The sequence below is a fragment of the Streptomyces sp. BV286 genome (genome assembly GCF_019090165.1).
Lineage (GTDB): Bacteria > Actinomycetota > Actinomycetes > Streptomycetales > Streptomycetaceae > Streptomyces.
Genome location: NZ_JAHRIB010000079.1, coordinates 19,329 through 45,128, shown reverse-complemented (window position 1 = coordinate 45,128; position 25,800 = coordinate 19,329). Strand labels below are relative to the sequence as shown.

21 protein-coding genes are annotated in these 25,800 nt (G+C 72.6%); 9 read left to right on the top strand and 12 right to left on the bottom strand.

Features of this window, described 5'->3' with window-relative positions:
* Positions 1 to 76: 76 nt before the first annotated feature.
* Complete coding sequence (locus KUF83_RS10880) at positions 77 to 1,489, bottom strand: SLC13 family permease (RefSeq protein ID WP_217454412.1); 1,413 nt, start codon at positions 1,487 to 1,489, stop codon at positions 77 to 79.
* 293 nt (positions 1,490 to 1,782) lie between these two features.
* On the opposite strand from KUF83_RS10880, the gene KUF83_RS10875 reads away from it, so the two are divergent.
* Positions 1,783 to 2,505 carry a FadR/GntR family transcriptional regulator gene (locus KUF83_RS10875; RefSeq protein ID WP_217454411.1) on the top strand — a complete coding sequence of 241 codons (723 nt, stop codon included), beginning with the start codon at positions 1,783 to 1,785 and terminating at the stop codon, positions 2,503 to 2,505.
* A 141-nt stretch (positions 2,506 to 2,646) separates the two neighbouring features.
* A complete protein-coding gene (locus KUF83_RS10870; protein WP_217454507.1) occupies positions 2,647 to 3,318 on the top strand; it encodes a peptidase E in 672 nt (223 codons plus the stop codon).
* On the opposite strand, the gene KUF83_RS10865 is transcribed toward KUF83_RS10870, so the two are convergent.
* Positions 3,315 to 4,397 (bottom strand): MerR family transcriptional regulator, encoded by a 1,083-nt coding sequence (locus KUF83_RS10865; RefSeq protein WP_217454410.1) that lies wholly within the window; start codon positions 4,395 to 4,397, stop codon positions 3,315 to 3,317. The two genes, KUF83_RS10870 and KUF83_RS10865, sit on opposite strands and share 4 nt — an antisense overlap.
* Positions 4,398 to 4,580: 183 nt before the next feature.
* On the opposite strand from KUF83_RS10865, the gene KUF83_RS10860 reads away from it, so the two are divergent.
* On the top strand, positions 4,581 to 5,465 hold the full coding sequence (locus KUF83_RS10860; RefSeq protein WP_374106041.1) for a RimK family alpha-L-glutamate ligase: 885 nt from the start codon (positions 4,581 to 4,583) through the stop codon (positions 5,463 to 5,465).
* A 10-nt stretch (positions 5,466 to 5,475) separates the two neighbouring features.
* Here KUF83_RS10860 and KUF83_RS10855 read toward each other — a convergent pair whose 3' ends face one another.
* The 10 genes from KUF83_RS10855 to KUF83_RS10810 form a co-directional block, all read right to left on the bottom strand.
* Positions 5,476 to 6,084, bottom strand: coding sequence for a hypothetical protein (locus tag KUF83_RS10855; RefSeq protein ID WP_217454409.1), 609 nt, complete (start codon positions 6,082 to 6,084; stop codon positions 5,476 to 5,478).
* Entirely contained in the window at positions 6,050 to 6,883 is an 834-nt protein-coding gene (locus KUF83_RS10850; RefSeq protein ID WP_217454408.1) for an FkbM family methyltransferase, read from the bottom strand. Before KUF83_RS10850 ends, KUF83_RS10855 begins: the two co-directional genes overlap by 35 nt.
* Positions 6,880 to 7,179, bottom strand: a complete 300-nt coding sequence (locus tag KUF83_RS10845) for a Trm112 family protein (protein WP_217454407.1) — start codon at positions 7,177 to 7,179, stop codon at positions 6,880 to 6,882. The genes KUF83_RS10850 and KUF83_RS10845 overlap by 4 nt, the downstream gene beginning before the upstream one ends.
* Positions 7,088 to 8,098 (bottom strand): hypothetical protein, encoded by a 1,011-nt coding sequence (locus tag KUF83_RS10840; protein WP_217454406.1) that lies wholly within the window; start codon positions 8,096 to 8,098, stop codon positions 7,088 to 7,090. The genes KUF83_RS10845 and KUF83_RS10840 overlap by 92 nt, the downstream gene beginning before the upstream one ends.
* A 3-nt stretch (positions 8,099 to 8,101) precedes the next feature.
* Entirely contained in the window at positions 8,102 to 8,842 is a 741-nt protein-coding gene (locus KUF83_RS10835) for a class I SAM-dependent methyltransferase (RefSeq protein ID WP_217454405.1), read from the bottom strand.
* Positions 8,839 to 10,161, bottom strand: a complete 1,323-nt coding sequence (locus KUF83_RS10830) for a condensation protein (protein WP_217454404.1) — start codon at positions 10,159 to 10,161, stop codon at positions 8,839 to 8,841. The genes KUF83_RS10835 and KUF83_RS10830 overlap by 4 nt, the downstream gene beginning before the upstream one ends.
* On the bottom strand, positions 10,158 to 14,657 hold the full coding sequence (locus KUF83_RS10825) for an alpha-(1->3)-arabinofuranosyltransferase (RefSeq protein ID WP_217454505.1): 4,500 nt from the start codon (positions 14,655 to 14,657) through the stop codon (positions 10,158 to 10,160). Before KUF83_RS10825 ends, KUF83_RS10830 begins: the two co-directional genes overlap by 4 nt.
* Positions 14,654 to 15,421, bottom strand: a complete 768-nt coding sequence (locus KUF83_RS10820) for a class I SAM-dependent methyltransferase (protein WP_217454403.1) — start codon at positions 15,419 to 15,421, stop codon at positions 14,654 to 14,656. Before KUF83_RS10820 ends, KUF83_RS10825 begins: the two co-directional genes overlap by 4 nt.
* On the bottom strand, positions 15,418 to 16,569 hold the full coding sequence (locus KUF83_RS10815; protein WP_217454402.1) for a glycosyltransferase family 4 protein: 1,152 nt from the start codon (positions 16,567 to 16,569) through the stop codon (positions 15,418 to 15,420). The genes KUF83_RS10820 and KUF83_RS10815 overlap by 4 nt, the downstream gene beginning before the upstream one ends.
* 507 nt (positions 16,570 to 17,076) lie before the next feature.
* Positions 17,077 to 18,054, bottom strand: a complete 978-nt coding sequence (locus KUF83_RS10810) for a DUF3068 domain-containing protein (RefSeq protein ID WP_217454401.1) — start codon at positions 18,052 to 18,054, stop codon at positions 17,077 to 17,079.
* A gap of 324 nt (positions 18,055 to 18,378) precedes the next feature.
* On the opposite strand from KUF83_RS10810, the gene KUF83_RS10805 reads away from it, so the two are divergent.
* From KUF83_RS10805 to KUF83_RS10780, 6 genes are all read left to right on the top strand, one after another.
* The gene (locus KUF83_RS10805; RefSeq protein ID WP_217454400.1) at positions 18,379 to 18,531 is read left to right on the top strand and encodes a hypothetical protein; all 153 of its coding nucleotides are present in this window, start codon (positions 18,379 to 18,381) and stop codon (positions 18,529 to 18,531) included.
* 2 nt (positions 18,532 to 18,533) lie between these two features.
* Positions 18,534 to 19,775: a helix-turn-helix domain-containing protein gene (locus KUF83_RS10800; protein WP_217454399.1), complete on the top strand. Its 1,242-nt coding sequence runs from the start codon at positions 18,534 to 18,536 to the stop codon at positions 19,773 to 19,775.
* A 139-nt stretch (positions 19,776 to 19,914) separates the two neighbouring features.
* Positions 19,915 to 20,688, top strand: coding sequence for an IclR family transcriptional regulator (locus KUF83_RS10795; RefSeq protein ID WP_217454398.1), 774 nt, complete (start codon positions 19,915 to 19,917; stop codon positions 20,686 to 20,688).
* Positions 20,685 to 21,578, top strand: a complete 894-nt coding sequence (locus KUF83_RS10790; RefSeq protein ID WP_217454397.1) for an SMP-30/gluconolactonase/LRE family protein — start codon at positions 20,685 to 20,687, stop codon at positions 21,576 to 21,578. Before KUF83_RS10795 ends, KUF83_RS10790 begins: the two co-directional genes overlap by 4 nt.
* A 66-nt stretch (positions 21,579 to 21,644) precedes the next feature.
* Entirely contained in the window at positions 21,645 to 22,406 is a 762-nt protein-coding gene (locus tag KUF83_RS10785; RefSeq protein ID WP_217454396.1) for a hypothetical protein, read from the top strand.
* Positions 22,399 to 25,761 carry an ATP-binding protein gene (locus tag KUF83_RS10780; protein ID WP_217454395.1) on the top strand — a complete coding sequence of 1,121 codons (3,363 nt, stop codon included), beginning with the start codon at positions 22,399 to 22,401 and terminating at the stop codon, positions 25,759 to 25,761. Before KUF83_RS10785 ends, KUF83_RS10780 begins: the two co-directional genes overlap by 8 nt.
* Positions 25,762 to 25,800: the final 39 nt, after the last annotated feature.

The following is a 25,800-nucleotide window of genomic DNA, read 5'->3' as shown; positions in this document are numbered from 1 at the left end:
CGGGGTGTCGGGGCATGGCGCCGTCCCGGGCGTCGTGCCGGGCGTCGTGCCGTGGGACGGGTCGCGGGCGTCGGTGTCACCCCCAGCCGGGTACCACCAGGGCGAGCCACACCACGGCCGGGACCACGGCCACCACGACCCCTCCGTACATCATCAGCTGCCGGAAGAAGCGTTCCCGGTCGACGTCGGGCGCCGCCGCCAGGACCAGGGCGCCGTTCGTCGAGAACGGGCTCACGTCCACCACGGTCGCCGACACCGCGAGCGCCGCGACCATGCCGACCGCCCCGATCTCACCCTGCGCGAGGAACGGCACGGCCAGCGGGATCAGCGCCCCCATGATGCCGACCGAGGAGGCGAACGCGGAGACCAGCGCGCCGATGTAGCAGAGCAGCACGGCGGAGAGCAGCGGGACGCCGATGTCGCTGACCCCCTCACCCGCCCAGTCGATCGTGCCCATCTGGTCGAGGACACCGACGTACGTCAGCACACCGCAGATCAGCAGGACCGTCGGCCAGGCGATCTGGGTGACGGCGTTGCGGCTGTCCTCGGGCCAGCAGGTGCTGAGCAGGACGGCAAGCGTGATGGAGGTGAGACCGGCGTCCAGGTCGAAGGCGAGCACGGCGACGACGAGGGCGACGAGCGCGGCGAGGGTGGCCGTGCGGGCCGGGTTGAGACGGGAGGTGTCCTCGTCGGTCTCCTCGTCGGTCTCCTCGGACGTGCCCTTCCCGCGCTCCCGCTCGCGCGCGTTCTCATCGGTGCCGGTGCCGGTGCCGGTGCCGGTGCCGGTGGTGGTGGCGGCGGCGGAACCAGCTCCGGCGCCCGAGCCGTTCGCGACCCTGCCCGCCTTCCCCGATGCCGTGGCCGTCTCCACGAGGACGCCGTCACCCCTCAGCTTCAGCCCTCCGAACAGGACGAACACCACGCCCGCGATCACGAGGTTGACGATGAGCGAGGCGAGGAAGAGGGCGACCTCGTTGCCGGGCAGACCCTCGCGCTCGACGATGCCGTTGACGATCGACCCGTAGATGCTGATGGGGGAGAAGCCGCCGCCCTGCGCGCCGTGCACCACCATGGCGCCCATCAGCAGTGGGCTGATGGAGTACCGCGCGGCGAAGCTCAGGGCGATCGGCGCCACGATGGCGACGGCGGCCGGGCTCACCGCACCGATCGCGGTCAGCGCGCCGGTCAGTACGAACATCACCCACGGGATCAGCACCACCCGTCCGCGCACGAGCCGGATGGAGGCGTGCACCAGCCAGTCGGTCGTGCCGTTGGCGCGGGCGATCGCGAACAGGTACGTCACACCGACGAGGACGACGAAGAGGTCCCCGGGGAAGCCGGCGAAGATCTTGTCGGCGTCGAGGTCCGCGACGAGTTCGCCGACTCCGAAGGCGGCGGCGAAGGCGAGGGCGCCCATGTTGATGGAGCGGGTGGTGGCGATCACGAACACCACGACGAGCACGAGGATCGATATCAGTTCGGCGGACATGCGGGCTCCCGTCTTTGGGTCCCTTGTCGAGCGGGCGGGCGGATGGGGAGGAGCTGGGGACGGAGAGAAGTGGCTGAGTGGCTGAGCCACTCGGAACCGGATCGCGGATTGGCCAAGTGGCTGGACCACATTGGGTCGTGGGGATAGGGAGCGTCAAGGGATCAGACGTAAATTGGCTCAGCCACTCATCCACTGGGCCACTTGTCCACTGGCCGCCTGGCTCGGGCGTCCCCGGTGTTACGCTGCGGCGGCGGGGGACGAACACCGCGCAAGAGGGGACAAGGGGGACGGGCATGAGCGACGCGCTGCGCCCGATGGCGGCCAAGCCCCGCCTGTACGAGCAGGTCCTCGACCGGCTGCGCAGTTACGCGGCCGAGGGCGGCCTGGGCGCGGGCGACCGGCTCCCGCCCGAGCGCGACCTGGCGACCCGGCTCGGCGTCAGCCGCGCCTCCGTGAAGCAGGCCATAGTGGTCCTGGAGGTCCAGGGTCTGGTCGAGGTCCGCCACGGCGGCGGCACCTACCTGGTCCGCGACACCCTCGACGCCGAACCGGTGGAGCAGCTCGTCGAGCGCCGCCGCAGGCTGCCCGACGTGCTCGACGCCCGCGAGGCCCTGGAGACCAAGCTCGCCGAACTGGCCGCCGAGCGGCGCACCGACGAGGACGTGGCGGCCATGGACTCCGCCCTCGTCCGGATGCAGGCCGAGATCGCGGAGGGCGGGCACGGCGTGGAGGGCGACCGCCTCTTCCACGCGGCGGTCACGGCGGCGGCCCACAGCACCATCCTCGCCGAGTTCATGCGTTCCATCGCCGACCAGATCACCGAGAGCCGCCACGAGTCGCTGCGCCAGCCGAGCCGCCCCACCCGCTCCCTGACGCAGCACCGCGCGATCTTCGACGCGATCGTCGCCCGGCAGCCGGGCCGGGCGGCCGCCGCGATGCGCAGGCACGTACAGACGGTGGCGAAGGTACGGCTGCTGGCCTGGGACCCGGACGGGAACGACGAACAGGGCGGGTGACAGGGCTCGTTAGGATCCCGTGCCATGAGCCCGCACACCCCCGCGCCGACCACGTCCCCGCCGCCGCTCCCGTCCCCGGCAGGCGGGCGGGAGCCGACCGTGCTCGCCACCTCCGGCGGTCACCGTGCCGGAGGCCGGACCATGGTGATGTTCGACGCCCTCGTGCACCATGCGGTCGAGCTGTCCGGTGCCCACGGCCGCCGCCCTCGCGTGATGTACGTGGGCACGGCGATAGGCGACGCGGAACACTTCACGGCACGTATGGGCGAGGCCGCCCGCGTGGCGGGTTTCGACCTCACACCCCTCCAGCTCTTCCCGATGCCCAACCTCGAGGACATCGAGGGCACCGTCCTCGACCAGGACGTCGTCTGGGTCATGGGCGGCTCGGTGGCCAACCTGCTCGCGGTCTGGCGGGTGCACGGCCTCGACGACATCCTCCGCAGGGCCTGGCACTCCGGGGTGGTCCTCAGCGGTGTCAGCGCGGGCTCGATCTGCTGGTTCCAGGGCGGCACCACGGACTCCTTCGGCCCCGAACTGCGGCCCGTGACCAACGCGTTGGGCCTTCTCCCCTACGGCAACGGCGTCCACTACGACACCGATGAGGGCCGCCGCCCCCTGATCCACGACCTCGTGGCCGACGGCACCCTCCCCACCACCCACTGCACGGACGACGGGGTGGGCCTCGTCTACCGCGGCACCGACCTCGTCGAGGCCGTCACCGAGATCCCCGGCAAGGGCGCGTACATCGTGACCCGCGACGGCGACGCGGCCACGGAGGAACGCGTGGAGCCGCGCCGCCTGCCGGGGATCTAGGACGCGTCCTCCGCCGGCCCCGTCCCCACCACGTCCGCCACCACGCAGCTCACGTTGTCCGGGCCGCCACGGTCGTTCGCCGCCGCGATCAGGGTGCGGGCCGCCTCGGCCGGTTCCGGGGCCGAGGACAGGAGTTCCTTGACGGTGGCCTCCGGCACCACCGCGGACAGACCGTCGGAGCACAGGAGGTAGCGGTCGCCGGCGCGGGCGTCGTGGAGACGCAGGTCGGGGGCCGTACCGGAGCCGCCGCCCGGCAACGCCTTGAGGAGAAGGGCGCGTTGGGGGTGGGCGGCGGCCTCCTCCGGCGTCAGGCGGCCCTCGTCGAGCAGCGACTGGACCATCGTGTGGTCGTGGGTGATCCGGAAGAGCTCGCCGTCGCGGAGCAGATGGGCGCGGGAGTCCCCGATGTGGACCAGGGCCAGCTGGGAGCCGGTCCACACCATCGCGGTGAGGGTCGTGCCGATGTCGTCCGCCGGGCCGGCCACCTCCCGGACGGCCGCGGTGGCGCCCTGGACCGCGTCCTCCAGGAGGTTGAGGACGCTGCCGGCGGGGAGCGGCTCGTCGTCCAGGAACTTCAGGGCCTCGACGGCGGCGACGCTCGCGGGGGCGCCCCCGGATCCGAAGCCGTCCGCGACGGCCAGGACGCGGGTGCCCGCGTACGCGGTGTCCTGGTTGACGGGGCGGACGAGGCCGGTGTCGGAGAGTGCGGCATAGCGGAGTTCCAGCATGGTGGTCTCCCTGCTCGGGGTGGATCTCGTGAGGTGGTCGACGAGGAAGGCAGCCAGGTCGCGGCGGGACGCGGTCTCCGCCTCGACCCGTGACCAGAAGGCGCGGATCTCCCGCGCCGCGGCCTGTGGACCGAGTGCGCGGACCTCGCGGATCTCGGCCAGCGGCATGCCCAGCCGGCGCAGCCACGCCACCAGGCGCGCCTGCTCCAGCTGCTCGGGCGCGTAGTAGCGGTAGCCCGTCTCCGGGTCCACCCGCGCGGGGCGCAGCAACTCCAGCTCGTCGTACAGCCGAAGCGCCTTCGGTGAGAGCCGGCACGCCTTCGAGAAGGCTCCGATCGTCAGCATCTCCATGCGCGCACCCCCGTGAGCGGCCGGCCGGTCGGTCGGCCGGTCAGTCGGTCTGCCGTTCCCTGTCGTGCCACCGATGCTGTGGCCTCACCGAAGGTGAAGGTCAAGCGGCCCGTTCCGGTTCCCGGGCCGGTTGTTAACCTGCGAGCGGGACCACCGGAGCCGACACACCCTGAGGAGCCTGCCGTGGCACGCACCACCGCCCGCATCGCACTGGTCACCTGCCGGGAGGTGCGGGAGTCCGGCTACGACCGTGACCTGCCCGTCCTCGCGGACGCGGTGCGGCGGGCGGGCGCGGACACCTCCGTGGTGTGCTGGGACGACCCGGGCGTCGAGTGGGGCGGCTTCGACCTCGCCGTGATCCGGTCCACCTGGGACTACAGCTGGCGGGCCGCCGAGTTCCTGGCGTGGGCCGACCGCTGCGGGGCCGCGACGACGCTGGCCAACCCGCCTCAGGTCGTGCGGTGGAACGCGGACAAGCGGTACCTGGGCGACCTGGCGGCCGCCGGGGTGCCCGTCGTCGAGACCCGCTACCTCGCTCCGGGCGACCCGGCCGACCTGCCCGCCGACGGCGAGTACGTCGTCAAGCCGACCTCGGGGGCCGGCGCCCGGTACGCGGCCCGCTACACCTCCGAGGACCACGAGGGCGCCGTACGGCACCTGGAGCGGATGCACGCCGAAGGGCTGACCGCGATGGTGCAGCCGTACGTACGGAGCATCGACACGGCGGGCGAACGGGCCCTCCAGTTCTTCGGCGGGCGCTTCCTCCACGCCATCCGCAAGGGCGCCGTCCTCGAACCGGGCACCGCGTACGACGACGACAAGGTCCCGCACCCGAACCTGCGGACCTGGGAGCCGAGCGCCGCCGAACTCGCCGTCGCCGAGCGGGCGTTGGCCGCCGTGCCCGGTGCGCCGGAGCTGCTCTACGCCCGCGTGGACCTGGTGGACGGCGACGACGGGGCGCCGCGCGTCATGGAGCTGGAACTCGTCGAGCCCAACCTCTTCCTCTTCCTGCACGAGGCCTCCGTGCCGGTCGTCGCCGAGACGGTCGTCAAAGCCGCCGCCCGGTGACGGTCCGGGGTCACGGCCCGGCGACCGTCACCCGCTGAAGCAGCCCCCAGGCGAACTCCGCCACGCAGTCCCGCCGCACGCCCGAGCCGTCCGGCGCCGTGAACGCAAGCCCCCACCGCGTCGGCGCCGTCCCCTCCAGCGGCCGCGCCGGTGCGAAGGCGCGGGCGGCCTCGTCGACCGTGCAGGACCAGGGCGTCAGGTCCTCCAGCGTGCGCATCCCGGGACCGGCGGCACCGGGCGCGCGGACCAGCCACTCGTTCCAGGCGACGCCGCCCGGGGCCACCAGCACCTCGAAGCGCAGGTCCGGCCAGAGGGGCACCGGCCACAGGAACGCCTCGCAGGACAGGTCGCCGATCCGCCGGGGCGCCACCGACTCCGCCTCGCCCAGGATCGAGCGGTACCGGGAGACCGCGCCCCGGCTCCGCGGCGCGTGCCGCATGGCCTGCCAACGACGGTTGGCCTCACGCATCTGCGCCACGGAGACGCCCAGCGCGTGACGGGCGTCCTCCACGAGGTCCGGGTTGTGGTCGGCCATGCGGCGCAGCAGGACGAGCTGGAAGTCGAGCGGGGTGAACGGGCCAGGGCTAGCCGGTCGCTTCGCGGGGGGCATGCGCCCCATCGTGTCGTACCCGCCATGCGTGCCGCTCGCCCGGGCGCCGGCCGTCCGGGAGGAACAGCACCGAGTTCACGTACCGGACGTATCCGGAGCCCCGGAAGGGCAGCACCCTGCGCAGCAGGCCATGCGTCACCACGTGCGAGGTACGCGCCTGGTGGGCCTCCAGGTCGAAGGAGGACAGCGGCACCCAGGTGTCGCCGGGCAGCACCCAGCCCTCGTAACCCCGCTCGGCGAGGTGGGACACCACCGGGTCGATGGGCTGGATGCGCGCCTCCAGCTCGATGAACAGGGCCGGGCGGTCGCGGGTGAGCAGGTTTCTCGCCCCGCGCAGCACCGCGAGCTCGTTGCCGTCCACGTCGATCTTGATGAATCCGACGTCGTGGAGGTTCAGGCTGTCCAGGGTCAGGCAGGGGACGTCCACGGACTGGGCGTGGATGTCCCGCCGGACGAGGGACGAGACGCCCCGGTCGCCCTGGTCACCGGCCGGCAGCCACAGGTGGGCCGTGCCGGACCGGTCGCTCGCGGCCGCGTGGACGACCCGGACGTTCCCGGGGGTCGCGGCGGCGAGCAGCCGGGCCAGGTGCGGGACCGGCTCGACCGTCACCACGCGGCGGGCCCGGTCCGACAGACGGCGTGTCCAGGGGCCGTACCAGCCGCCCACGTCCACCGCGGTACCGCAGCCGGGCGGGCAGAGGTCGCTGAGCCGGGCCAGTTCGGGCTCGAAGCGCGGATAGACGAAGCGGGCGGCCGCGGCGACCAGGCGCACCGGCACGAAGGGGGCCACGCGGGCTGCCAGGGTCATGGGGTCACCATCCCGGGGCTCTGGGGGTCGCGGGGGGAGCCGCTGACGTCGCCGTCCCCGGTGATGCGCAGCAGCAGCGCCTCGTGCTCGGTGTCCGTCACCTGCTCGCCGGAGGACGGGAGCAGCTGAGGGATGCCGTCGACGATCGGGTAACGGCGGCGCAGACGCGGGTTGTAGAGGGCGCCCTCCGTGCTCTCGGCGCCCTCAGCGCTCACCGTCTCCTTCTCGAGGAGATGCAGCGGCCCCTTGTCCAGCGGGCACGCCAGTATCCTCAGCAGCGGGTCGTCCGGATTCATCACTGATCAACTCCCTTTTGGGTAGCGAGGGTTGCGACTTGGCCGGTGGGTCGTGCTTGGGCATCGCGAGGAGCACGGAGACCGCCAGCGCCGTGCCGCCGATCCGCAGCGCCAGCCGCACCGGGTCCTCCGGCAGCGCCTCGCCGAACGCGAGCGTGCCGAGAACCGCCGTGAACAGACACGTCACCGTCGTGCACACCGGAACGATCAGCGAGGCCCGGCAGCGCTGCAGCGCGGCCTGCGACATGACCAGGCCGAACACACCGGTGAAGAGCAGGAGATACGGGTACGGGGAGCGCAGCAGACCGAGCACCGCGCCGCCGAACCCGCTCGCGGTGAGATAGCTCGACACGCCCTTGATGGCCAGCGAGCTGACCCCGTACAGCAGGCCCACCGCCACGCCGTACTCGACGCCCGTCGTCGGCATGCGGTGCCGGTGGCGGGCGCGGCGCTCGGCCGATCCGTACAGCCAGACCCCCAGCGCGAGCGACGGGACGCAGACGAGCAGGATCAGCGGGGCGGGGGCGCTGCGGCTGACCGTGTCGGAGCCCTCCTTCAGGGAGAGCACCACCATGAGGAGCGCCAGGAGGATCGCGCCGAGCGCGTACCGCTCGCGGCCCGAGGTCTCCTCGCCGAGCAGCACGGACGAGAGCAGGACGAGGATGACAAGGCCGGAGACGAAGATGCCCTGCGCGGCGGCGATCGGCAGGGTGCGGTAGACGACGAGCTGCGCGCCGAAGCCCGACGCCAGGGAGAGGGACCCGCCGATCCACAACGGGCTGCCGAGGACCAGCCGCAGGAGGCGGGCGGGCTGTCGCACACTCACCTCGGGCAGTGCCGCCAACGCCCGTTTCTCCAGCACGAATCCGGCGCTGTACAACAGGTTCGCCAGCAGGGCCGCGGCCACCCCCCACCACATGGTCTACGTCCTTCGCGCGTGCAGCAGGAGGATCGAGGCCACCGACGGGGCGCGGCACGCCAGCCGGTCCAGTGGTCGCAGCGGCCGGGGCACACCGTGGAAGGGCGCGCCCCGCAGCGCCGCGACCTCGAAGCCCGACGCGCTCACGAACTCCCGCAGCGCGCGGGCCGTGTAGAGCCGCAGATGGCCCACCACCTCCGAGCCGGGGCGGCCGTGGATCGCGCGCAGGCTCACCTCGGAGAAGACGGGCTGGACACCGGCGAGGAGCAGGGCGCGGTTGTACCAGGCGGCCAGGTTGGGTGTGGAGAGCATGAGATGACCTCCCGGGCGCAGGATCCGGTGGATCTCGTCGAGTGCCGCGTCCGGATCGACGAGGTGCTCGACGACCTCGCTGAACAGGACGGCGTCGGCGGAGGCGGACCTGAACGGCAGCCCGCCGTCGGTGAGTTCGCCGCGTACCGCGTACGGGAGGTGCGCGTGGGCGCGTCTGAGGGCGTCCTGGGACCAGTCGACGCCGACGATGCGGTGGCCGGCGAGGAGCGGTGCGGCCGTCGCGGCCGCAGAGCCGTCGCCGCAGCCGATGTCGATGACCGTGCGCGGACCGGACGTGGCCGGGCCCAGCGCGGCGGCGAGCATCCGGGCCTGGCGCAGGCTCCGGGGCGTGCCGGAGGCGACCGGGACGGCCGGATCCTCGTAGAAGTCCCGCAGGCCGTGCGGGGGCCGGCGGGGCGGGGCCGTGGTCATGGGGCACTCTCCGTGGCGTGTTCCGTCGCGTGCAGGTAGTGCTCGAAGAGGTCACGCAGGTGGCAGCCGTCACCGTGGCTCAGCAGGGCGCGGGACCAGCGCAGCGCCACGTGCAGGCGGCCCGCCGTGGAGGCCGTCGTCACCGTCAGGCCCCGCGGCATGCGGGCCGGCGCCGAGAACCAGACGGCGTGCGCCCGCCCCGCCTCCTCGCCGAAGTCGAGGGCGTACGGAACGCGGCCGATGTTGCTGAGCAGGGTGGTGGACGTCCAGGGCCCGGCGGCTCTCCGCAGCCCTCTGGTGAACGCGGCCCGCCAGGCCACCGGGACCACCGGAGCCGTCAACAGGGAAGCGCCATGGCCCAGTTGTGGCCGCGGCTGGGCCTTGAGCGCGCGGGTGCGGTCCGCCGTACGACGCAGCAGCGCGGCCATGTCCGAGGCGTCCAGCTCCTCGGGGGCGAAGGGGACCTCCACCAGACGGGTGCCGTTGCCGATCGGCATGTCCGTGCCGCGCGTGCGGTCGTCGACCGGCATCGTGATGCGCAGCGGGCGCGGGCGGGCGCCGTGCTCCCGGTTCCAGTGGGCGATCATCAGCGCGGTGGCGACCATGAGCTGGTCGTTCACGGTGTAGGGGGAGCCCTTGGGCCGGTGCGGGACGTTGAACTCGGCGACGAGCAGCCCGTTTCCGGGGGACGGCTCCGGGGCGCCGTGCGCCACCCGGGCGGGCGGCGCCCAGGTGGAGGGGGTGTCGACGGCGCTCGGGGTCTCGGCCGTCGTGCGCTTCGGGGGCGCCGCCGGGGAGTTGTCGCGGCCGCCGTACAGCTCCGCCGCGGTCGCCAGGACCCGCAGACACGCCGGACCGTCCAGGGCGGTGTGGTTGATGGTGAGGAACAGGACCGTGTCGTCGGCCTGCGGATCGCGGACGACCTCCAGGCGGATCGGCGGCGACGCCGAGAGGGGCGGGGCGTCGCGCAGCGCCCGGTCCCGGGCGTGCTTCAGCGCGTCCCGGTCCGGCTCCGGGAACAGCACGGCCTCCACGTCGGCGTCGGGGGTGAGCTCCCACTCGTACCGCCGCCCGTACCAGGGGCGCGCCGCCTCGCGCATCAGGATCCGGGGGTGGCGGTGCAGGGCCCCGGCGAACGCCCTGCGCAGGCGGTCCGGATCGAGGCGCCCCGGCAGGTGGACCTCGATGTGGACGGTCTCCGGTTCCTGCTGCTGGAGACAGTGGCGGGCGACCTCGTCCACGACGGGGAACGGGATGCGGGCGGGCGGCCCCGCGGGGCCGCCCGTGCCGTCACGGGCCGGGTGGTCCAGGGTGGTCATGTGGGTTCGCCTTCCCCCTTCTCCTCACGGCGGGCCGCCCTGGTGTCCTCGGGCTGTGCGGCCCCCGTCTCCTCGTCCCCCCGCTTGCGAAGCGGCATCCGCATGGTCGGCGGGTCGGCCTCGGCCGGTGCGGACCCCGGCCCGCGGGCCGACACGGTCGGGCCGGACTCGGGTGGCGGGGGCCCGGTCGGCGTGAAGGGCGGCGGCGGCGCCCCGGGTGCCCCTGACGGCGTCCCGGCCGGGGCACTCGCCCCGGGTCCCGCGTTCTCCCCCCGCCGCCGGCGCGGCAGGATCCCCGTCGGCGCCCCGGACCCCGGCGGCGGCAGCGTGCCCGCGCCGGGATGCCCGGCGCTCCGGCCGGCGCCGCCCCGTGTCCCGTACGAGGCCTCCCCGACCGACACCAGGCCGGCGAACAGCCCGATCAGTGCCAGCAGTTGGGCCGTGTGCCCGAACGCTCCGACGCCCTCGCCGACCGGCTCCCCGGAGCCCGTCGCGGCAACGATCCCGGCCCCGGCGAGCGCGAGGAACGCGATCGGCACCAGCAGCGCGTGCCGCCGCCGGGCCAGCAGCGCCAGGACCGGCACCAGCAGCGCGAAGAACCCGGCGATCACGATCCCCACCAGGGTGAGCACGACCGTGCCCAGGATCAGCCCGGGCGGGGGCGGCTCCGGCGACGCCTCGTCGGGGTTGGGGGCGTCCCGCCGGTACAGCACGAGCCCCACCAGCAGCAGGAGGGCGACCGCGCCGCCGATCAGCCCGGCCTCGTACAGCGTGGACGGCGCGTAGGAGAGCTTCACGGTGCCGCCCTCGCCCGCCGGGATCCGCCAGCCCTGCTGCCAGCCGTCGAGCCGTACCGGGTTGAGCTCCTTGCCGTTCAGCGTGGCCTTCCAGCCGTCGTTGAAGTTCTCGTACGTCGTCAGGTACGAGGCCGCGCCCGAGCCGACGGACACCTCGCGGCGGTCGCCGAGCCAGTCCTTGATGCCCAGTTCGCGGTCGAGCGCGGCCGGAGCGGTGACCGTGCCGCGGGTCAGCGTCACGTCGGTGACGGCCAGCGGCCCGGCGTCACCGGCCTCGACCCGGTGGGAGCCCGACCCGAGCGACAACTCGGCGTCGTCGCGGCCTTCCTGGCAGAGCGTCAGCTCCACGGGGCGCCGGTCCACGAGGTCCCGTACCGTCCCCTTGGCGCTCGTCTCGTACAACTCGTCGTCCACGGCGAGCGTCGGACCCTTGCCGCAGGGAAGCTCGAAGGTGCGCGACGACCTCGGCTGCGGGGTGCGGTACTCGTCCAGCGCGGGGACGTACGCCTCGGTGAGGCCGACCGGCAGCTGCAGGTCCTCGTCCGCGAGCGGGTTGTGGACGGTCATCGGGGCCGTCTCGGTGACGGTGATGTCGAGCCGGTCCGTGGTGATCGGGTCGAAGCGGATGTTGCCGTTCTCGTCGACACCGGCGATCGTCGAGCCGTTCGGTGAGCTGATGTTGACCTCGGTGGGCCGCGCGGACAGCCCTCCGGCCGGGGCGAGGACGATCTCGCCCACCGCCTGTTCGGCCGGCCAGCGCAGATGGATGGTCGGTTTGTCCCCGGCGATCCAGGCGGTCGTCAGATCACCGTCGGTGAGGTTGCGCGGCGACAGGCCGGTGCCCAGGAGGGCCGTCGAGTCGGCCGTCGCCAGGATCCGGTTCTGCTGGTCGGGCGCGACCTCGTACAGCAGCGCGTCCAGCGCGTCACTCGGCACGGGGATCGCGCTCGCCTTCAGCGCGTACGTGCCCGCGGACTCCGAGGTCCAGCGGCGGTGCAGCCCGACCTCCGTGCCCGTCGGGGAGAAGCCGCCCGGGTCGGTCGCCCGGTGCAGCGAGACGACCTCGGCGGCCGCGTCGCTGCGCTCGGCGTCCGTCGGCAGCCGCAGCATGCGCGTCACCTGGACGTCGGGAATCGAGACCTCGGAGAAGCCGGCGCCGGACAGCCCGGAGTGCCGGGCCGCCGAGTCGACGACGGTGATCCGCAGCCAGCCGCTCGCCCCCTCGGGGGCCTTGATGCGCTGCCGCTGGCCGTTGGCCTGGAGGGTGCTCGTCTCGGAACCGCGTTCCGTCTCCACCCGCACCCGGGTCGGCGCCGAACGCACGCTGTCCTGCGGCAGCGGGGTGACCTGGATCGAGTCGGGGATCTCCGTCTCGTCCGTGAAGTCGATCCGCAGCCACTCGCCGTCCGCCGAGCCCGCCGCGCCCTCGGCCCACGCCGTGTCCGGGTTTCCGTCGAAGGCGTTCACCGGGTCGTACTGCGGCAGGTGGAACAGCCAGTTGCCGCTCGACGAGGCGGTCACCGAACGCGCCCCGCGCAGCTCGGCCACCGTCTGGTGCCCGATCCCCTCCGTCGGCAGGATCTGGTGCGGTTTCTCCCCGGGGTTCTGGAAGCTGTCCGAGTGATTGCGTTCGTCGCGGGTGTACGTGTACGACGTGTTGGCGTTGACCAGGCCGAACCGGGTGTCGGCGCGCCGCAGCCCGTCTCCCAGCACCTGGAGGTCGGGGGCACCGAGACCGGGATGGTTGTCTCCGGTCAGCACGGTCGCCCGGTCCCGCATCGTCGGGTCGGCGGACAGCGGCAGCAGCGACTCGGGCCCGCCGGACACGACGGCCGTGTCGGCGACGGCCTTCAGCCCGGCCTGTCCGGGCCGCTCCACGTCCGGGCTCGCCGGCTCGTAGATCTCGACGGCCCGCTGCCGCGGATACAGCCCCTCTATCTGTATGGGGGTGCCCTCCGGGATGCGGCCGCCCGTCATCACCGGGCCGAAGCCGGTCACCCGGCGGTAGCCCGACTCCTCCAGGGTCCGCTTCACCGTCGCGCTCGGCACATAGCCGAGCTGGTCCGGGTCGAGGTCGTTGCGCACGACGACGTAGTGGAGGCCGGACCGGCTCAAGTAGTCGGCCAGGCCCGGGACTTCACCGCCCGTCAGCAAGGACTGCTCGACCGCGTCCATCGCCCGCCGGTTGCCCGCGGTGCCGAACGGCACGTAGTCCCGCTGGGCCCAGCGGGAGTCGGCGAGCACGTCGAGGGGCTGGTCGATGGGCGAGCCCCAGGTGTAGATGCCGTGCGCGGTGGCCGGTACGACCAGGGCGCGCGAGTCCGGCGAGTACTTCTTCAGCCAGTCGGCCGTGGACGACCAGTACGTGGGGAGCTGCTGGAACGAACCCGGCTGCAGGATCGACCCGTTGAGATAGGGCCAGGCGAGACCGGGGAGTACGAGGACCGCCGCGATCAGCGCGGCGAACCGGCGGCCGCGTACGGGACGGGCGCCCTGGGGCCGGGAGGCGACACCGACCAGGTGGATCAGCCCGAGGACCAGCGCGAGGGCAAGCCCCGTCTGGAACTTGTAGATGTTGCGGAAGGGGACGAGTCCCCCGTTCAGCCAGTCCTGGACCACGCCGTGGAAGGGCGCGCCGAACGAACCGCCGTAACCGGCGAGGGTGATGAGCGCGACCGACAGCACGGTCAGTACGAGCCAGCGCCGCTCGGGCATGTCCCGCCGGGCCAGCCCGGCCAGGCCGAGTCCGGCCGCCAGCGCCGAGGAGACGATGACGACCACCGAGGCCGCCACCGTCCAGCCCGCGGGCAGCCAGGCCTCGCCGAAGTGCAGGTACGCGACCCAGTTGCCGGCCCCGCGCAGGGTCTCCGTCGCCGACATGGTGTCCGTCGTGGTCTGCGAACTCTCCACGTACGGAAGGAAGTTCTCGCCGTAGATGCCCAGCATCAGCAGCGGGACCACCCACCACAGCGTCGCGAGGAGCACGCCCGGCACCCACCAGGCGATCAGCTTGCGCTGCCGGGGTCCGCGCGGACGGGAGAGCAGGTAGAGACCGACGGGCAGCAGGGAGGCCAGCGTGGAGGCCGCGTTGACGCCGCCCATGAAGGGGATGACCAGCGCCGAGCGCAGGGCGGCGACCCGGGCGCTGTGGCGTTCGTTCGTCAGCGGCAGCAGCACCCACGGCAGGAAGGCGCCGGGGAGCGCGGCCGCCGAGGTCGAGCCGACGACGACCGTGAACACCGGCCACAGCGCGTACGCCACCGCGCCGAGCAGCCGGGACGCGCCGCTGCCGATGTCCAGCCGCTCGGCGAGCCGCAGCGCACCCCAGAAGGCGACCGTCACGATGAGTGACATCCACAGCCGCTCGGCCAGCCACACCGGCAGGTTGATCAGCTCGGTCAGGCCGTAGTACGGCAGCATCGGGAACGCGTAACCGACGTACTGGTCCGCGATCCCGCCGAAGCCGCCCCGGTCGTGCCACAACTGGCCCAGGTCCGACAGGAACTGCCAGGGGTCGAGCGCGACCCCCAGCTTGGTGTCGAAGGTCTGCCTGCCCGGGTCCACGGCCAAGAACAGCACGAGGACCACGGCCCAGAATCCCAGCAGCCACCGCCGCGACCGGGGCCCCTGCGGAGGGCCGGGGTCCGGGGCGAGGGGGCGAGTCGTCGCCGGGGGAGGGGCCTGGACCGTGCTGGTCATGGACACCGCCGGAGGATGAGGAGGAGGTTCCAGGTCGCGAACTCACGCAGTCCCGGCGCCCTGGTCACGGCCTGGGCGAGGAACGGCCAGTAGCGGGAGCGCGCCGAGACGACCGTGACGTCGTCCCGGGCACGCACCTGCCGCAGGGTGGGTCCGATGTGCACGGCGAAGAGGTTCTCGCCGAGGGTGTGCTTGGCGGGCCTGCCCGTGCGGCGCGTGTAGCGGGCGCGGGCCCGGTCGGCGCCCAGGTAGTGCCAGGGCGCCCACTCGTGACCGCCCCAGGGGGACAGCCAGTTGGTGAACGACATGTAGATCAGTCCGCCGGGGCGGGTGACGCGGACCATCTCGCTGAGGAAGGTCTGCGGGTCGGCGACGTGCTCCAGCACGTTCGAGGAGAAGCACACGTCCGCCACACCGTCCGCGAGGGGCAGCAGATACCCGTCGGCGACGACGGACCCCTCCGGCGGCTTCGGGCCGAGCTCGTGCATGTCCGGCTCGAAGAGATAGCCGTGTGCGCCACGCCGCCGGAACTCCTCGGTGAAGTAGCCGCCTCCGCCGCCCACGTCCACGACGGTCCGGCCCTTCACCGGACCGTCGTACGCCTCCACCTGGTCGGCGGCGTCCCGTGCGAGCAGCGAGTAGCAGCCCTCGGGGTCGTCCTGTTCGTGGCGGAAGGCGCGGAAGAGGGCGAGGGAGCGGCGCAGCGAAGGGTCCCTGAAGCCCGTGCCCGGCCCCGGGGTCGGGTTCTTCCGCCGAGAGGTCATGGCGTCCAGCTCCGCACCGCCTCGGTCGCCACCGTCCTGAACTGACGTACGGTGCGGTGCCATCGGTACTGGGCGGCACGGTCGCCGGCCGCCTTGCCCATGAGGACGCGGCGCCGGGCGGACAGGGCGAGGGTGCACCAGGCCGCGGCGAACGAGGACTCGCCGCGGGCCAGCAGGCCCGTCTCGCCGTCCACGATCGAGTCGCGCAGGCCGGGCACGTCGAAGGCGATCGCGGGGGTCTCGCGGGCCGCCGCCTCCGTGACCACCAGGCCCCATCCCTCGACGGCCGAGGGGTGCAGCAGCAGCCAGGCGGAACAGAGCAGGCGGTGCTTCTCCGCCTCGGAGACATGGCCCCTGAACTCGACGCCGGGACCCGCGAGTTGCTGGAGACGTTCCCGTTCGGGTCCGTCGCCGACGATCACCAGCCGGCCGCCGGTGACCGGGCGGACCCGCTCCCACAGACGCAGCAGCAGGTCGATCCGCTTGTACTCGACGAGCCGGCCCATGGCCAGGAACATCGGCTCCGGCGAGCGTTCGGCGGGCGGGCCCGGTTCCTCCACGCCGTTGTGCACGACCCGGATGCGGTCGCGGTCGACCCCGATCGCGCGCAGCGCCTGTGCCGTGGACGGGGAGACGGCGACCAGCAGACCATGGCGCTGAGCGCCTGCCAGTGCCCAGTGTTCGAGTCTTCGGCCGAGCCGGGCGGCGGGTGCCAGCGGTCCGCCGAACCGCATCCGCCACAGGTCGGTGTGTACATGGTTGACCAGACAGAGGGTCGGCCCCCGGTGCCACAGCGGCGCCAGGTACGGCATGCCGTTGCAGACCTCGACGAGCAGGTCGCAGTCGCCGACCTGGCGCTGGAAGGCCGATCTGGCACGCAAATAGTGACCGAGGTCGCCGCCCGCCGACACGACACGGTAGTCGCGGTACGCGGCGGGGCCGCCACACAGCAGGGTCACCTGGTGACCGAGGTGCGTCAGGCCTTCGGCGAGTCTGTCGACGAGCAGTTCGGAGCCGCCCGCGGCTTCGTTGCCGAAGTCACGACGGGCGAGGAAAACGATTCGGCGCGGCTGTGGGGGGAGCGCCGGGTGTCGCTGCGCGGCGCGTGGGAAGGCGTCGCGCAACGACGAAGGCACGTGCTGGGGCATGGGTGCTCCAACTCGTCTCGGGGTGCGGATCCAGCGTGGGGGTGGGGGCGGGTACGGCTTAGTGCGTCGGTGGTGACGGTCTCCCGGTGCGGATCGGTCGAGGTCGGGGTGCGGCACGGGGCCTGTGGGGGGCCCGCCGCCGTGCGGTCGTACGGAGATCGCGCTGTGGAGCTGTCGGTTCCCGTGGTGCGGGGCTGTCGGCCCGGTGCGTTCCGGGTTCCGGTTTTGCGTCGGGCGAATCCCCGCGCCTTGGGTGCGTTCCGGTGCGGGAACCTGAAATTCCCGCGGCGAGAATCCGTATGGATCGGTGGAGCGGTCCGTGCGGAACGGTGCGACCTGTCGGCGCGGCCGTTCTGTGGGGCTGTGTCGTGGTGGTGGTGACGGGGTCGGGCTGTGACGGGCTTGTGGGTGTGCTGTGTTCGGGTGGGGTGGATAGTTTTCGCCCGCTGGTTCGATGCGGCTACTCACCGAAGTGACAAGTTCGGTGATTGTCGGGCTGACGTCTCATCACATTGTGAGCGGCTGCTGGGAACTCTCGGGCGAATCGGGATGCCGACGCCCGCGTACGACCAAAACGGCACCCACGACGGCGAGGACGAGGCCCGCCACACCCGTCCCCAGCGGCAGCGTCTGCCCCACCATGCGCAGCAGGCCGCTGTCCGTGTCGGCGAGGTCCACCTGCTCCTTCTGGGTCTCCGGGGTGAACGCGATCCGCTCGCTGTCGAGCAGGACGACGGCGTCCTTCTCGCCCCCGGGCGCCCGGAGCGTCTTGCGGGGGCCGATCGCCGCGTAGATGATCCGGCCCGTCCGCTGGTCGGCGACGAGCTCGATGCCGTGGTTGGCGTACCACTCCTCGGCAAGCACCTGACCTGCGTCCTTCTCGCCCACGATGGTGCCGGGCACCAGTCGGCTGCCGGTCTTGGTGGCGGGCACCGTGCCGGTGAACCGGAGGCCCTCGTACCCCTGGATCTTCTTCTTGCCCTGGTACTTCAGCGTGACGGTCGAACCGAGGGTGTTGTCCCACCAGATGTAGGAGCGTTTCTGCACGTCGAAGGGGAACTTCAGGTACGCCTCGCCCTCGTAGTAGGGCTTCTCGTCGCAGCAGTGGACCGGCTTGTTCGTCTTCCGGTCGGTCACCCAGCGCTCCATCGTCCACTGGAGCGAGTCGTGCGGGTCGGCCGCCGGCAGCGACTTGTCGGTGTCGACGGACGTGGACACGTCCCAGACGGCCCGGCCGCTCTTCTCGCTGTCGGCGACGTCGCCGCGGACCTGCCGGGTGATGGTGATCTTCTTGTTACGGACGGTTTCGATCTCGTCGGTGTCGAAATAGCTGCCCTTACCGGTGAAAACGGTCGTCGAGTCGATGTCGACGGGCGTGCGCTGCGCACGTGGTTCGACGTACCAGGCGAGCAGCGGGGACAGGACGAGCAGGAACACGCCCAGACCCAGGATGACCAGCGAGAAGGGTGTGGCAGTACGGCGCATCCGGGCACTCCAAGGGCTCGTGGTGACGCGGCACGCGGGTGTGCCGGCACGGTGGGGGAGGGTGCAGGTGCGGTATGGGCCGGGAACCGTAGGCGCACCCTTGACGAAGTGTCAATGCGTTGTCGAGACTGGGGGCTCGCCGGACGGGGCGAGGTTGGACCGGGTGACAAAGGGGACGTACCGCGCCTGAAGGGGTGCGGGACGGTGGCATGTGCGGCTCCGCCACGTGGGCGCCATCGGCCACGTACGGGCCGCGGATCGCGGCTGGAGCTCCCAGCGGAGTGCTCGGGTGGGAACGACCTCCGACAGAGAGGCTGACCCTCGATGCCCAGACTGCTCGCCGCCCTGCTGACCGTGGCCGCCGCCGCCCTGCTCGCCGTGGGCGCCGCCCTCGGGATCGTCGCGCTGCTCGACGCGACCCCGGACCAGCCGAACACGCCACTCATCACCTATGAGACGGCCGGCCGGGAGCGCTGACCATGGCCCTACGCCCCGGACCCGTCACGGTGCGCTCGGCCTGGCACGACGTCCCCCGCGTCCAGGTGCGGCAGTTCGCCGCGCTCGCGATGGCCGAGGCCCCCGCGCTCGCCGAGGAGATCCTCCGGGAGATCAGGCACGAGTATCCCCACCTGCCCGTCGTGCTCGACGACTCCGGCGAGCCGATGGCGCTCGTCGGGATCCGCCGGGCCATCGAGGTGTTCGTCCAGCACCTGGAGAACGCGGAGGGCAGACCGCGCGTCCACCCCGAGGTCTTCCAGGAGTTCGGCCGCGGCGAGGGGCTCAACGGCCGCAGCCTGGACTCGCTCCAGGCGATCTACCGGCTCGGCGTGCGGCTGGCCTGGCGCCGCTTCGCGGAGATCGGGCAGCGCGTGGAGATCCCGCCGCCCGCCATGTACGAACTGGTCGACGCGGGCTACGAGTACCTGGACGGACTGGTCGACCAGTCCGTCCGCGGCTACGCCGAGGCCGCCGCCCGGCAGGCGGGGGAGCGGCTGCGCCTGCAGCGCCGGCTGATGGAACTGCTGCTGGCCGAGCACCACCGAGGCGATCCGGCCGAGGCCCTCGCCGAGCGGGCCGCGCGGATCGGCTGGCCGCTGCCGGACAAGGTCGCGGTCGGCGTCCTGCTGCGGCCAGCCCGGGAGGCCGTCGCCCCCGCCGTGGGCCAGGGCGTGCTGCTGGACATGGAGTGCGAGCAGCCCCGGATGGTCGTGCCCGAGCCGGATGCCGCCGGCCGCCCGGAGCTGCTGCACCGGGCGCTCACGGGATGGGCCGGCGCGATCGGCCCGCCGGTCCCGCTGGCCGACGCGGCGAAGTCGCTGCGCTGGGCCGAGGCCGCGGTACGGCTGATGGAGCGCGGGCTGCTGCCGGCGGGCGAGGTGCTGTACTGCACCCAGCACACCGAGGCGCTGGTCCTGCTGCAGCCCGAGGAGCTCATCGACGACCTGGCCCTGCGGTGTCTGGAGCCGCTCGCCCACTGCGGTCCCACGCACGGCCGCCGGCTCGCCGAGACACTGCTGGCCTGGCTGGAGACGCGGGGCGGTGCCCCCGAGGTGGCCGCCAGGCTCGGGGTCCACCCGCAGACCGTGCGGTACCGCCTGAGGCAGATCCGGGAACTGTGGGGCGACGAGGTCGACGACCCCGACCGGCGCTTCGAGCTCGAACTGGTGCTGAGGGCCCAGCGGCTCCGGGGAGAGCTGGGCGACCCCCGCGCGCGGCGCTGAGGTTTCCGCACCTCCCCGCCCGCAACCGCTTTCCCACCCGTGACCGCACGCCCATTGCCCGGTCGGAGCGGTATGAGTAGCCTGTGTTCGCTATGCCGATCGGCTGTTGAAATTTCGAACACAAGGGAGGGGGCCAGTTGTGGGACGCCTCGTACCTGCCGTAACCAGGGCTCTCGACATACTCGAGCTCTTCCTCGACGGGGACGGCACACTCTCCGCCCCCGACATCGTGCGCCGGCTCCAGCTGCCGCGCACCACCGTGCACGAACTGGTGACCACGCTCGCCGCCCGCTCGTACATCACGCCCGTACCGGGTCAGCCCGGACGTTACCGCCTCGGCGTGCGCCCGTACCAGCTCGGCAGCCGTTATTCCGAGCAGCTGGACCTCGCGGCCGAGGGCCAGCAGGTCGCCCGGTCCGTCGCGGAGACCTGCGACGAGACCGTGCACGTGGCGATCCTGGAGGGCACGGACGTCATCTACATCGCCAAGGTCGACTCCACGCACGCCGTCCGCATGGTGTCCGCCGCGGGCCGCCGGCTCCCCGCCCACTGCACCTCCGTGGGCAAGATGCTGCTCGCCTCGCTGTCCGAGCCCGAGCTGACCTCGCGGATCCCCGAGGACGCCGACCTGGTCAGGATGACGCCGAACAGCATCACCGACCCGGCCGCCCTGCGCGAGGCCCTCACCGAGATCCGCGCCCGCGGTGTCGCGGTGGAGAACCGCGAGTCGAACCCCGACGTCAGCTGTGTCGCCGCCCCGGTCCGCGACCGCACCGGCCAGGTCGTGGCCGCGCTCTCCATCTCCGTACCGATGATCCGCTGGAGCGAGGACCACCGGGCCGAGCTGGAGCAGCTCGCCGCGAAGGGCGCCGCCGAGCTGTCGGAGCGGCTCGGACACCGGAGCGTCGGATGACACACCCCTACGAGGTGGCCGTCCCCGCGGAGGCGGCCCTCGGCGAAGGCCCCACCTGGGACGCCGACGCCCAGCGGCTGATCTGGATCGACATCCTCGGGTCCAGGGTCTTCACGTACGACCCGGTCTCCGGCCGTCGCACGGTCATGGCCACCGAGCAGCACGTGGGCGCCGCCAAGCCGCGGGCGGGCGGTGGCCTGGTCGTCAACCTCCGCGACGGAGTGGGCCTCTACGACCCCGCACCCGGCCCGGCCTCCGGCCCGGGCGGGAACCCCGCCGCGGGCTTCGGGGAATTCCGGTGGCTGCACCGGGAGGCCGTCCCCGGCCGGCGCGCCAACGACGCGGCGGTCGCGCCCGACGGGGCACTGTGGGCGGGCACCATGCGCTACGACGAGGCGCCGGGCGGCGGCTCGCTCTCCCGGGTCGACGCCGACGGCACGACCGTGACCGTCCTCGACGACGTCGCGGTGAGCAACGGCACGGGCTGGAGCCCCGACGGCCGCCTCATGTACTACATCGACTCACCCACGCGCCGGATCGACGTCTTCGACTTCGACGGCCGGCAGATCACCAACAGGCGCCCACTGGCGGGCATCGAGGAGGGCGACGGCTTCCCCGACGGCCTCACGGTCGACGCCGACGGCTGCGTCTGGGTCGCCCTGTGGGACGGCGGCGCCGTCCGCCGCTACACCCCGGCCGGCAAGCTGGACCGCGTCGTGGAGCTCCCCACCTCCCGCCCCACGGCGTGCGCGTTCGGCGGCCGGGACCTCACCGACCTGTACATCACCACGGCCCGCACGGGCCTCGACGCCCCGCACCCGCTGTCGGGCTCGCTCCTGGTGGTCCCGGGCGCGGGCAAGGGCCTCGTGCAGCCCGCGTTCGCAGGCTGACGATCCACCGCTGACAGACCGTGAAATCTGGTACTTTCACGGTCTGTTGAGCGGTGGGGGGACTCATTGGCGGTGGATCAGGGGGCGGCGGGACATCCGGTCCGGGAGACCGGCGCCGACCCGGACACGGCCCAGGAGCGCCAGGAGTATGAACTGGTCCTGGACACCGTGGTCACCTCGGTGTCGGAGTCCTACTACGCACAGCTCGTCCAGGCCGTCAGCGTCGCCCGGGGCCGTGCGCAGGCCGCCCAGTCCACTGTGACCCTCTTCGCCGGCGGACTCATGGCGGCACTGAGCGTCACCGCCCTTGCGAACCGTCCCCTGCCGACCCGCTGGATGGGCATCGCGTCCGTGACGCTCTGGCTCGTGGCGGCGGTCCTCTACCTCTACGCCGTCGCCTCGCCCGTCCCCGAGGACCCGGACAAGGAACGCAAGGTGGCGTCCCGCCAGGCGCTCCTCGACCGGGTGATCAGGAAGGTGCGGGACGAGGCCAAGGAGATCGACAAGCGCCAGACCCGGGCCAACCGGACCGCTTTCGTGGCGGTCGCGCTGAGCGTCCTCACCTTCGCGACGACGGTCCTGACCGACCCCGTACGCGAGACCGCCCGGGGCACGGTCGTCCTGGACCCGTCCTACGCGCCGGCCCTCAAAGCCCTGTGCTCGAAGGAGAGCGCCGCCACCGGGCAGGTGACGGGAAAGATCGTCAAGGACTCCCTGAGCGCGTCGTTCGTCGAGATCCAACCCGCCCCGGACGTCTGCGAGGTGCGGGGCGCCACGCTGCACCTGCCGCGCGGCAAGATCAGGGCCGTGAGGTGGCAGGATGCCTGAGCCGGAGACGAGCGCACACTTCCTGGTCCTGGGGCCGCTGCCCACGAGCGCCCCGGAGGGCGTGGGCCCGCACGCCGCCGTGCTCGCCGACCTCGCGAAGCTGCACGAGGCGGGGCACCGGCTCGACGGAATCATCGTCCTCGGGACGTCGGGCGACCCGGCGGTGGCCAAGGACCTCGTGACGGAGGTGCAGCTCACCTGCCTGGAGCGGGGCGACGATCCCTTCGTCACCTCCGTCCCCGGGCCGGCCGACCGACGCACCATGCCCGCCAAGCGGTCACTCGCCCGCGACCTGGCGGGCAACTGGGACCAGGTCGCCTCCGACCTGTGGCGCGGCGAGATGACCGAGGACATCGTCCAGCCGCTGCGCACCCAGGTCTTCCCCGAACTGGTCGCCTGGGACGAGGACAGCGCGTCCTCCCGGACCGGCTGGCATCCCGGCCTGTTGCCCGGCGACGGCTCCCTGCACCATGCGGTGGGCGAGCGGACGGTCGGCCTGGTCTGCGTGAACACCGTCTTCCGCATGGTGGCCGACGACGCCACCCCCGCTCTCGCGGGATGCTTCGAGGAACAGCTCGACCACGCGGTGGACGGGACGTTCGCGGACTGGGCCGGACGCAACGACCTGACCCTGCTGCTGGCCGGCCGCACCGGCACACTCCCCGAACTGCCGGGGGCGGCCGCACCGTTGCTGGCCCTCGCGGGGAGCGGGGAGCGGGACAGCAGGGGCTGGCACCTGCCCTTCGGCGAGACCGCTCCGGCACATCTCCTGCTCCGCGCCGACCTCGGGGCCGACCGGCCGGTGGTCGTCGACATCGCCACCGGCAGGCAGCTGCCGACCACCGTCCGCGTCCGTACGTCCACCGTGGCGCCCGGTGTGCCGACCGCCCGCAGACCGGAGGAGCCCTACGACGAGGGCCCGCTCCTCAACGACTTCTACCGGCATCTGTCGACCGGCCAGATGGTCCTCGCCCTGGTCTCGGGGCCGGACGAGGACGGCGCCGTCGACAGCGACGAGTTCAACCGCAGGCTTGCCGAGGCCGCCTTCGGCGCCATGCCCCGGTCGGAGCCCGCCCTCCACGAGACCTGGGCCGCCGCACGCCGACGACTCACCCCCGAACAGCTGGAACAGCACCTCAAGGCCCTGTCCGTCCCGCCGGGGCACGACGAGCACACGGTGTTCGGCCTGCTGCGCGCCCCCTGGTCCCGGCTCTACGACTTCACCGGCAGCGACGCGGTCTCCGTCGTGCGCGACGCCCGGCTGGCGGACACCGTGTCCCTGGTCGACGCCTGTCAGGAGCCGCCGACCGTCAAGCGGGGCGCCCTGGAGGTCATCGCCATGCACGGCCGCCCCCAGGGCGGTGTCCCGCAGGACTTCGGTGACGCGTGGTCCGTGCCGCCGACCGACGCGCGCAGCCTGTGGTTCCGGCGCTTTCGCGCGGAGCTGCTGACGCGGCCCGTGCTCTTCCTGGCTCTCTCCCCGAGCAGCCCCGCCCTGTGGGAGACCCTCCGGATGGCCGGCCGGGCCTCCGGCGAGCGTGAGTTCCCCGGCTTCCTCGTCACGCCGGACGGCACGGGCGCGGACCGGGCCCGGCTGCGCGAGGCGGGGCTGCGGCACATCCGTACGACACCCGCCGAGTTCGTACGGGACCGCCTGCGGGCCGGGAACCAGGCGTTGACCGACGGGCGGCGGGTCCTCACCGAGGAGTACGCCGGCACCCGCGACGGGGTGGGCATCGTGCGGGTCTCCAAGCTGGTGGACGAAGCACCCGCCGGTACCTGGGAGTTCCTGCTGGGCCGGGACCCGACGTGGGGCGACATCAAGGACAAGAACATCGTGGCCCAGCTCGCGCTGGCCGACGTCATCGAGGAGCGCGCCCAGTCCGTCGAGGGCGAGCGGCAGCAGATGATCCTGGTCAACGGCACCGCCGGTTCCGGCAAGACCACGGCCCTGATGCAGGTCGCCTACCGGCTCCAGAAGAAGGGCATGAACGTCGGCTGGGTGGATCGCGGCGCGTCCCTGTCGCCCCGGGAGATCGAACAGCAGGCGCGCAGCCAGCACTTCGACGCGATCTTCCTCGACGACGTCGACATGTTCACGCGCCGTGCCACCTCGCTCATGAAGAGCCTGAGCGACGACGCCCGCACCCTGGTGGTGGCGGCGATCAGGGTGACCGCAAGGTCGGAGATCGACGCCGACTTCCCCGCCGAAGGGGTCGACGCCGACCGGTTGTTGAGCGACAAGGACCTCAAGAAGATCATCAAAGTGCTCGACAAGAGCCCTGTCATCGGCGACTTCAACCAGCCCCGGTTCCTCCACCAGCGGGTGGCGAAGCTGAGGGAGAGGTGCGATCAGGGACTGCTCGCCGCGATGATCGAGGCGGTGAGCGGCGAGTCCCTGAAGGAGAAGGTGGCGAGCGAGTTCCAGGCGCTGAAGCAGCCGGCACGGGTCCCGTACGCGGTGGTGTCCTTCTCCGACTCCTCGCTGGTCTTCCAGCAGCGCGGCATCGACGCCGCGGACCTGGTGGAGATCGTCTCCCATCCGGACCCGCCGGGCCGGAGCCACTGGGACGCGGTGAACGAGCTCGTGGACATGAAACTGCTGGTGCGCACCGCCGACGGCCGGCTGCGCTGCCGCCAGCGCACCATCGCGGACACCCTCGTCCAGACCGTGCTGCGCCACCGCAAGGACGACCTGGAACTGGTCATCGCCAAGCTGCTGCTCTTCTACGCGGGACGCTCCTGGCACATCACGGACAACCAGCACCGTGACCGCAGCGCCATGATCAAGCTGCTCAACCACAACACCCTGCGCGATCTGGGCCTGACGGTCGAGGCGGTGCGGCGGATCTACGACGGGGCGCACACGTTCCTGAGCCGTGACCACCACTACTGGCTGCAGCGTGCCGAGTACGAGGCCGAGCAGGGCCGGCTCGATCTCGCCACGAACCATCTCGCGGCGGCGAAGGGCTGCCCCGACGGCGCCGACGACCGGCTCGTCGTCACCGCCGACGCCAAGGTGCGCCTGCGCCGCTCGATGCAGGTACCGGCGGACCGGACCCTGATCAGGGCGGCGGTCCGTGCCGTGCGCGACCTGTCCCAGGTGGCCACCACCTACAAGAAGGCGGCGCCGCACGCGTTCGTCGTGCTCGCCCGCGACGGCTGCCGCTGGCTGGAGCGGTGCGGCGAGGAGCTCACCCCGCAGGAGCACGTGGACGCCGTCGGCCTGATCCGGGACGGCATCGCGCTCGGGAGGAAGTGCCTGCCGACGAACAACCAGGTCGGCCGGGCGATGGACGAGTACGGTCCGAAGGCGGAGAAGCTCGGCGAGCAGGGGCCCGGCCTCATGGTCTGAGAGCGCGCGGGGGTCCGGGCAGGGCCGCCGAGGTGCGGA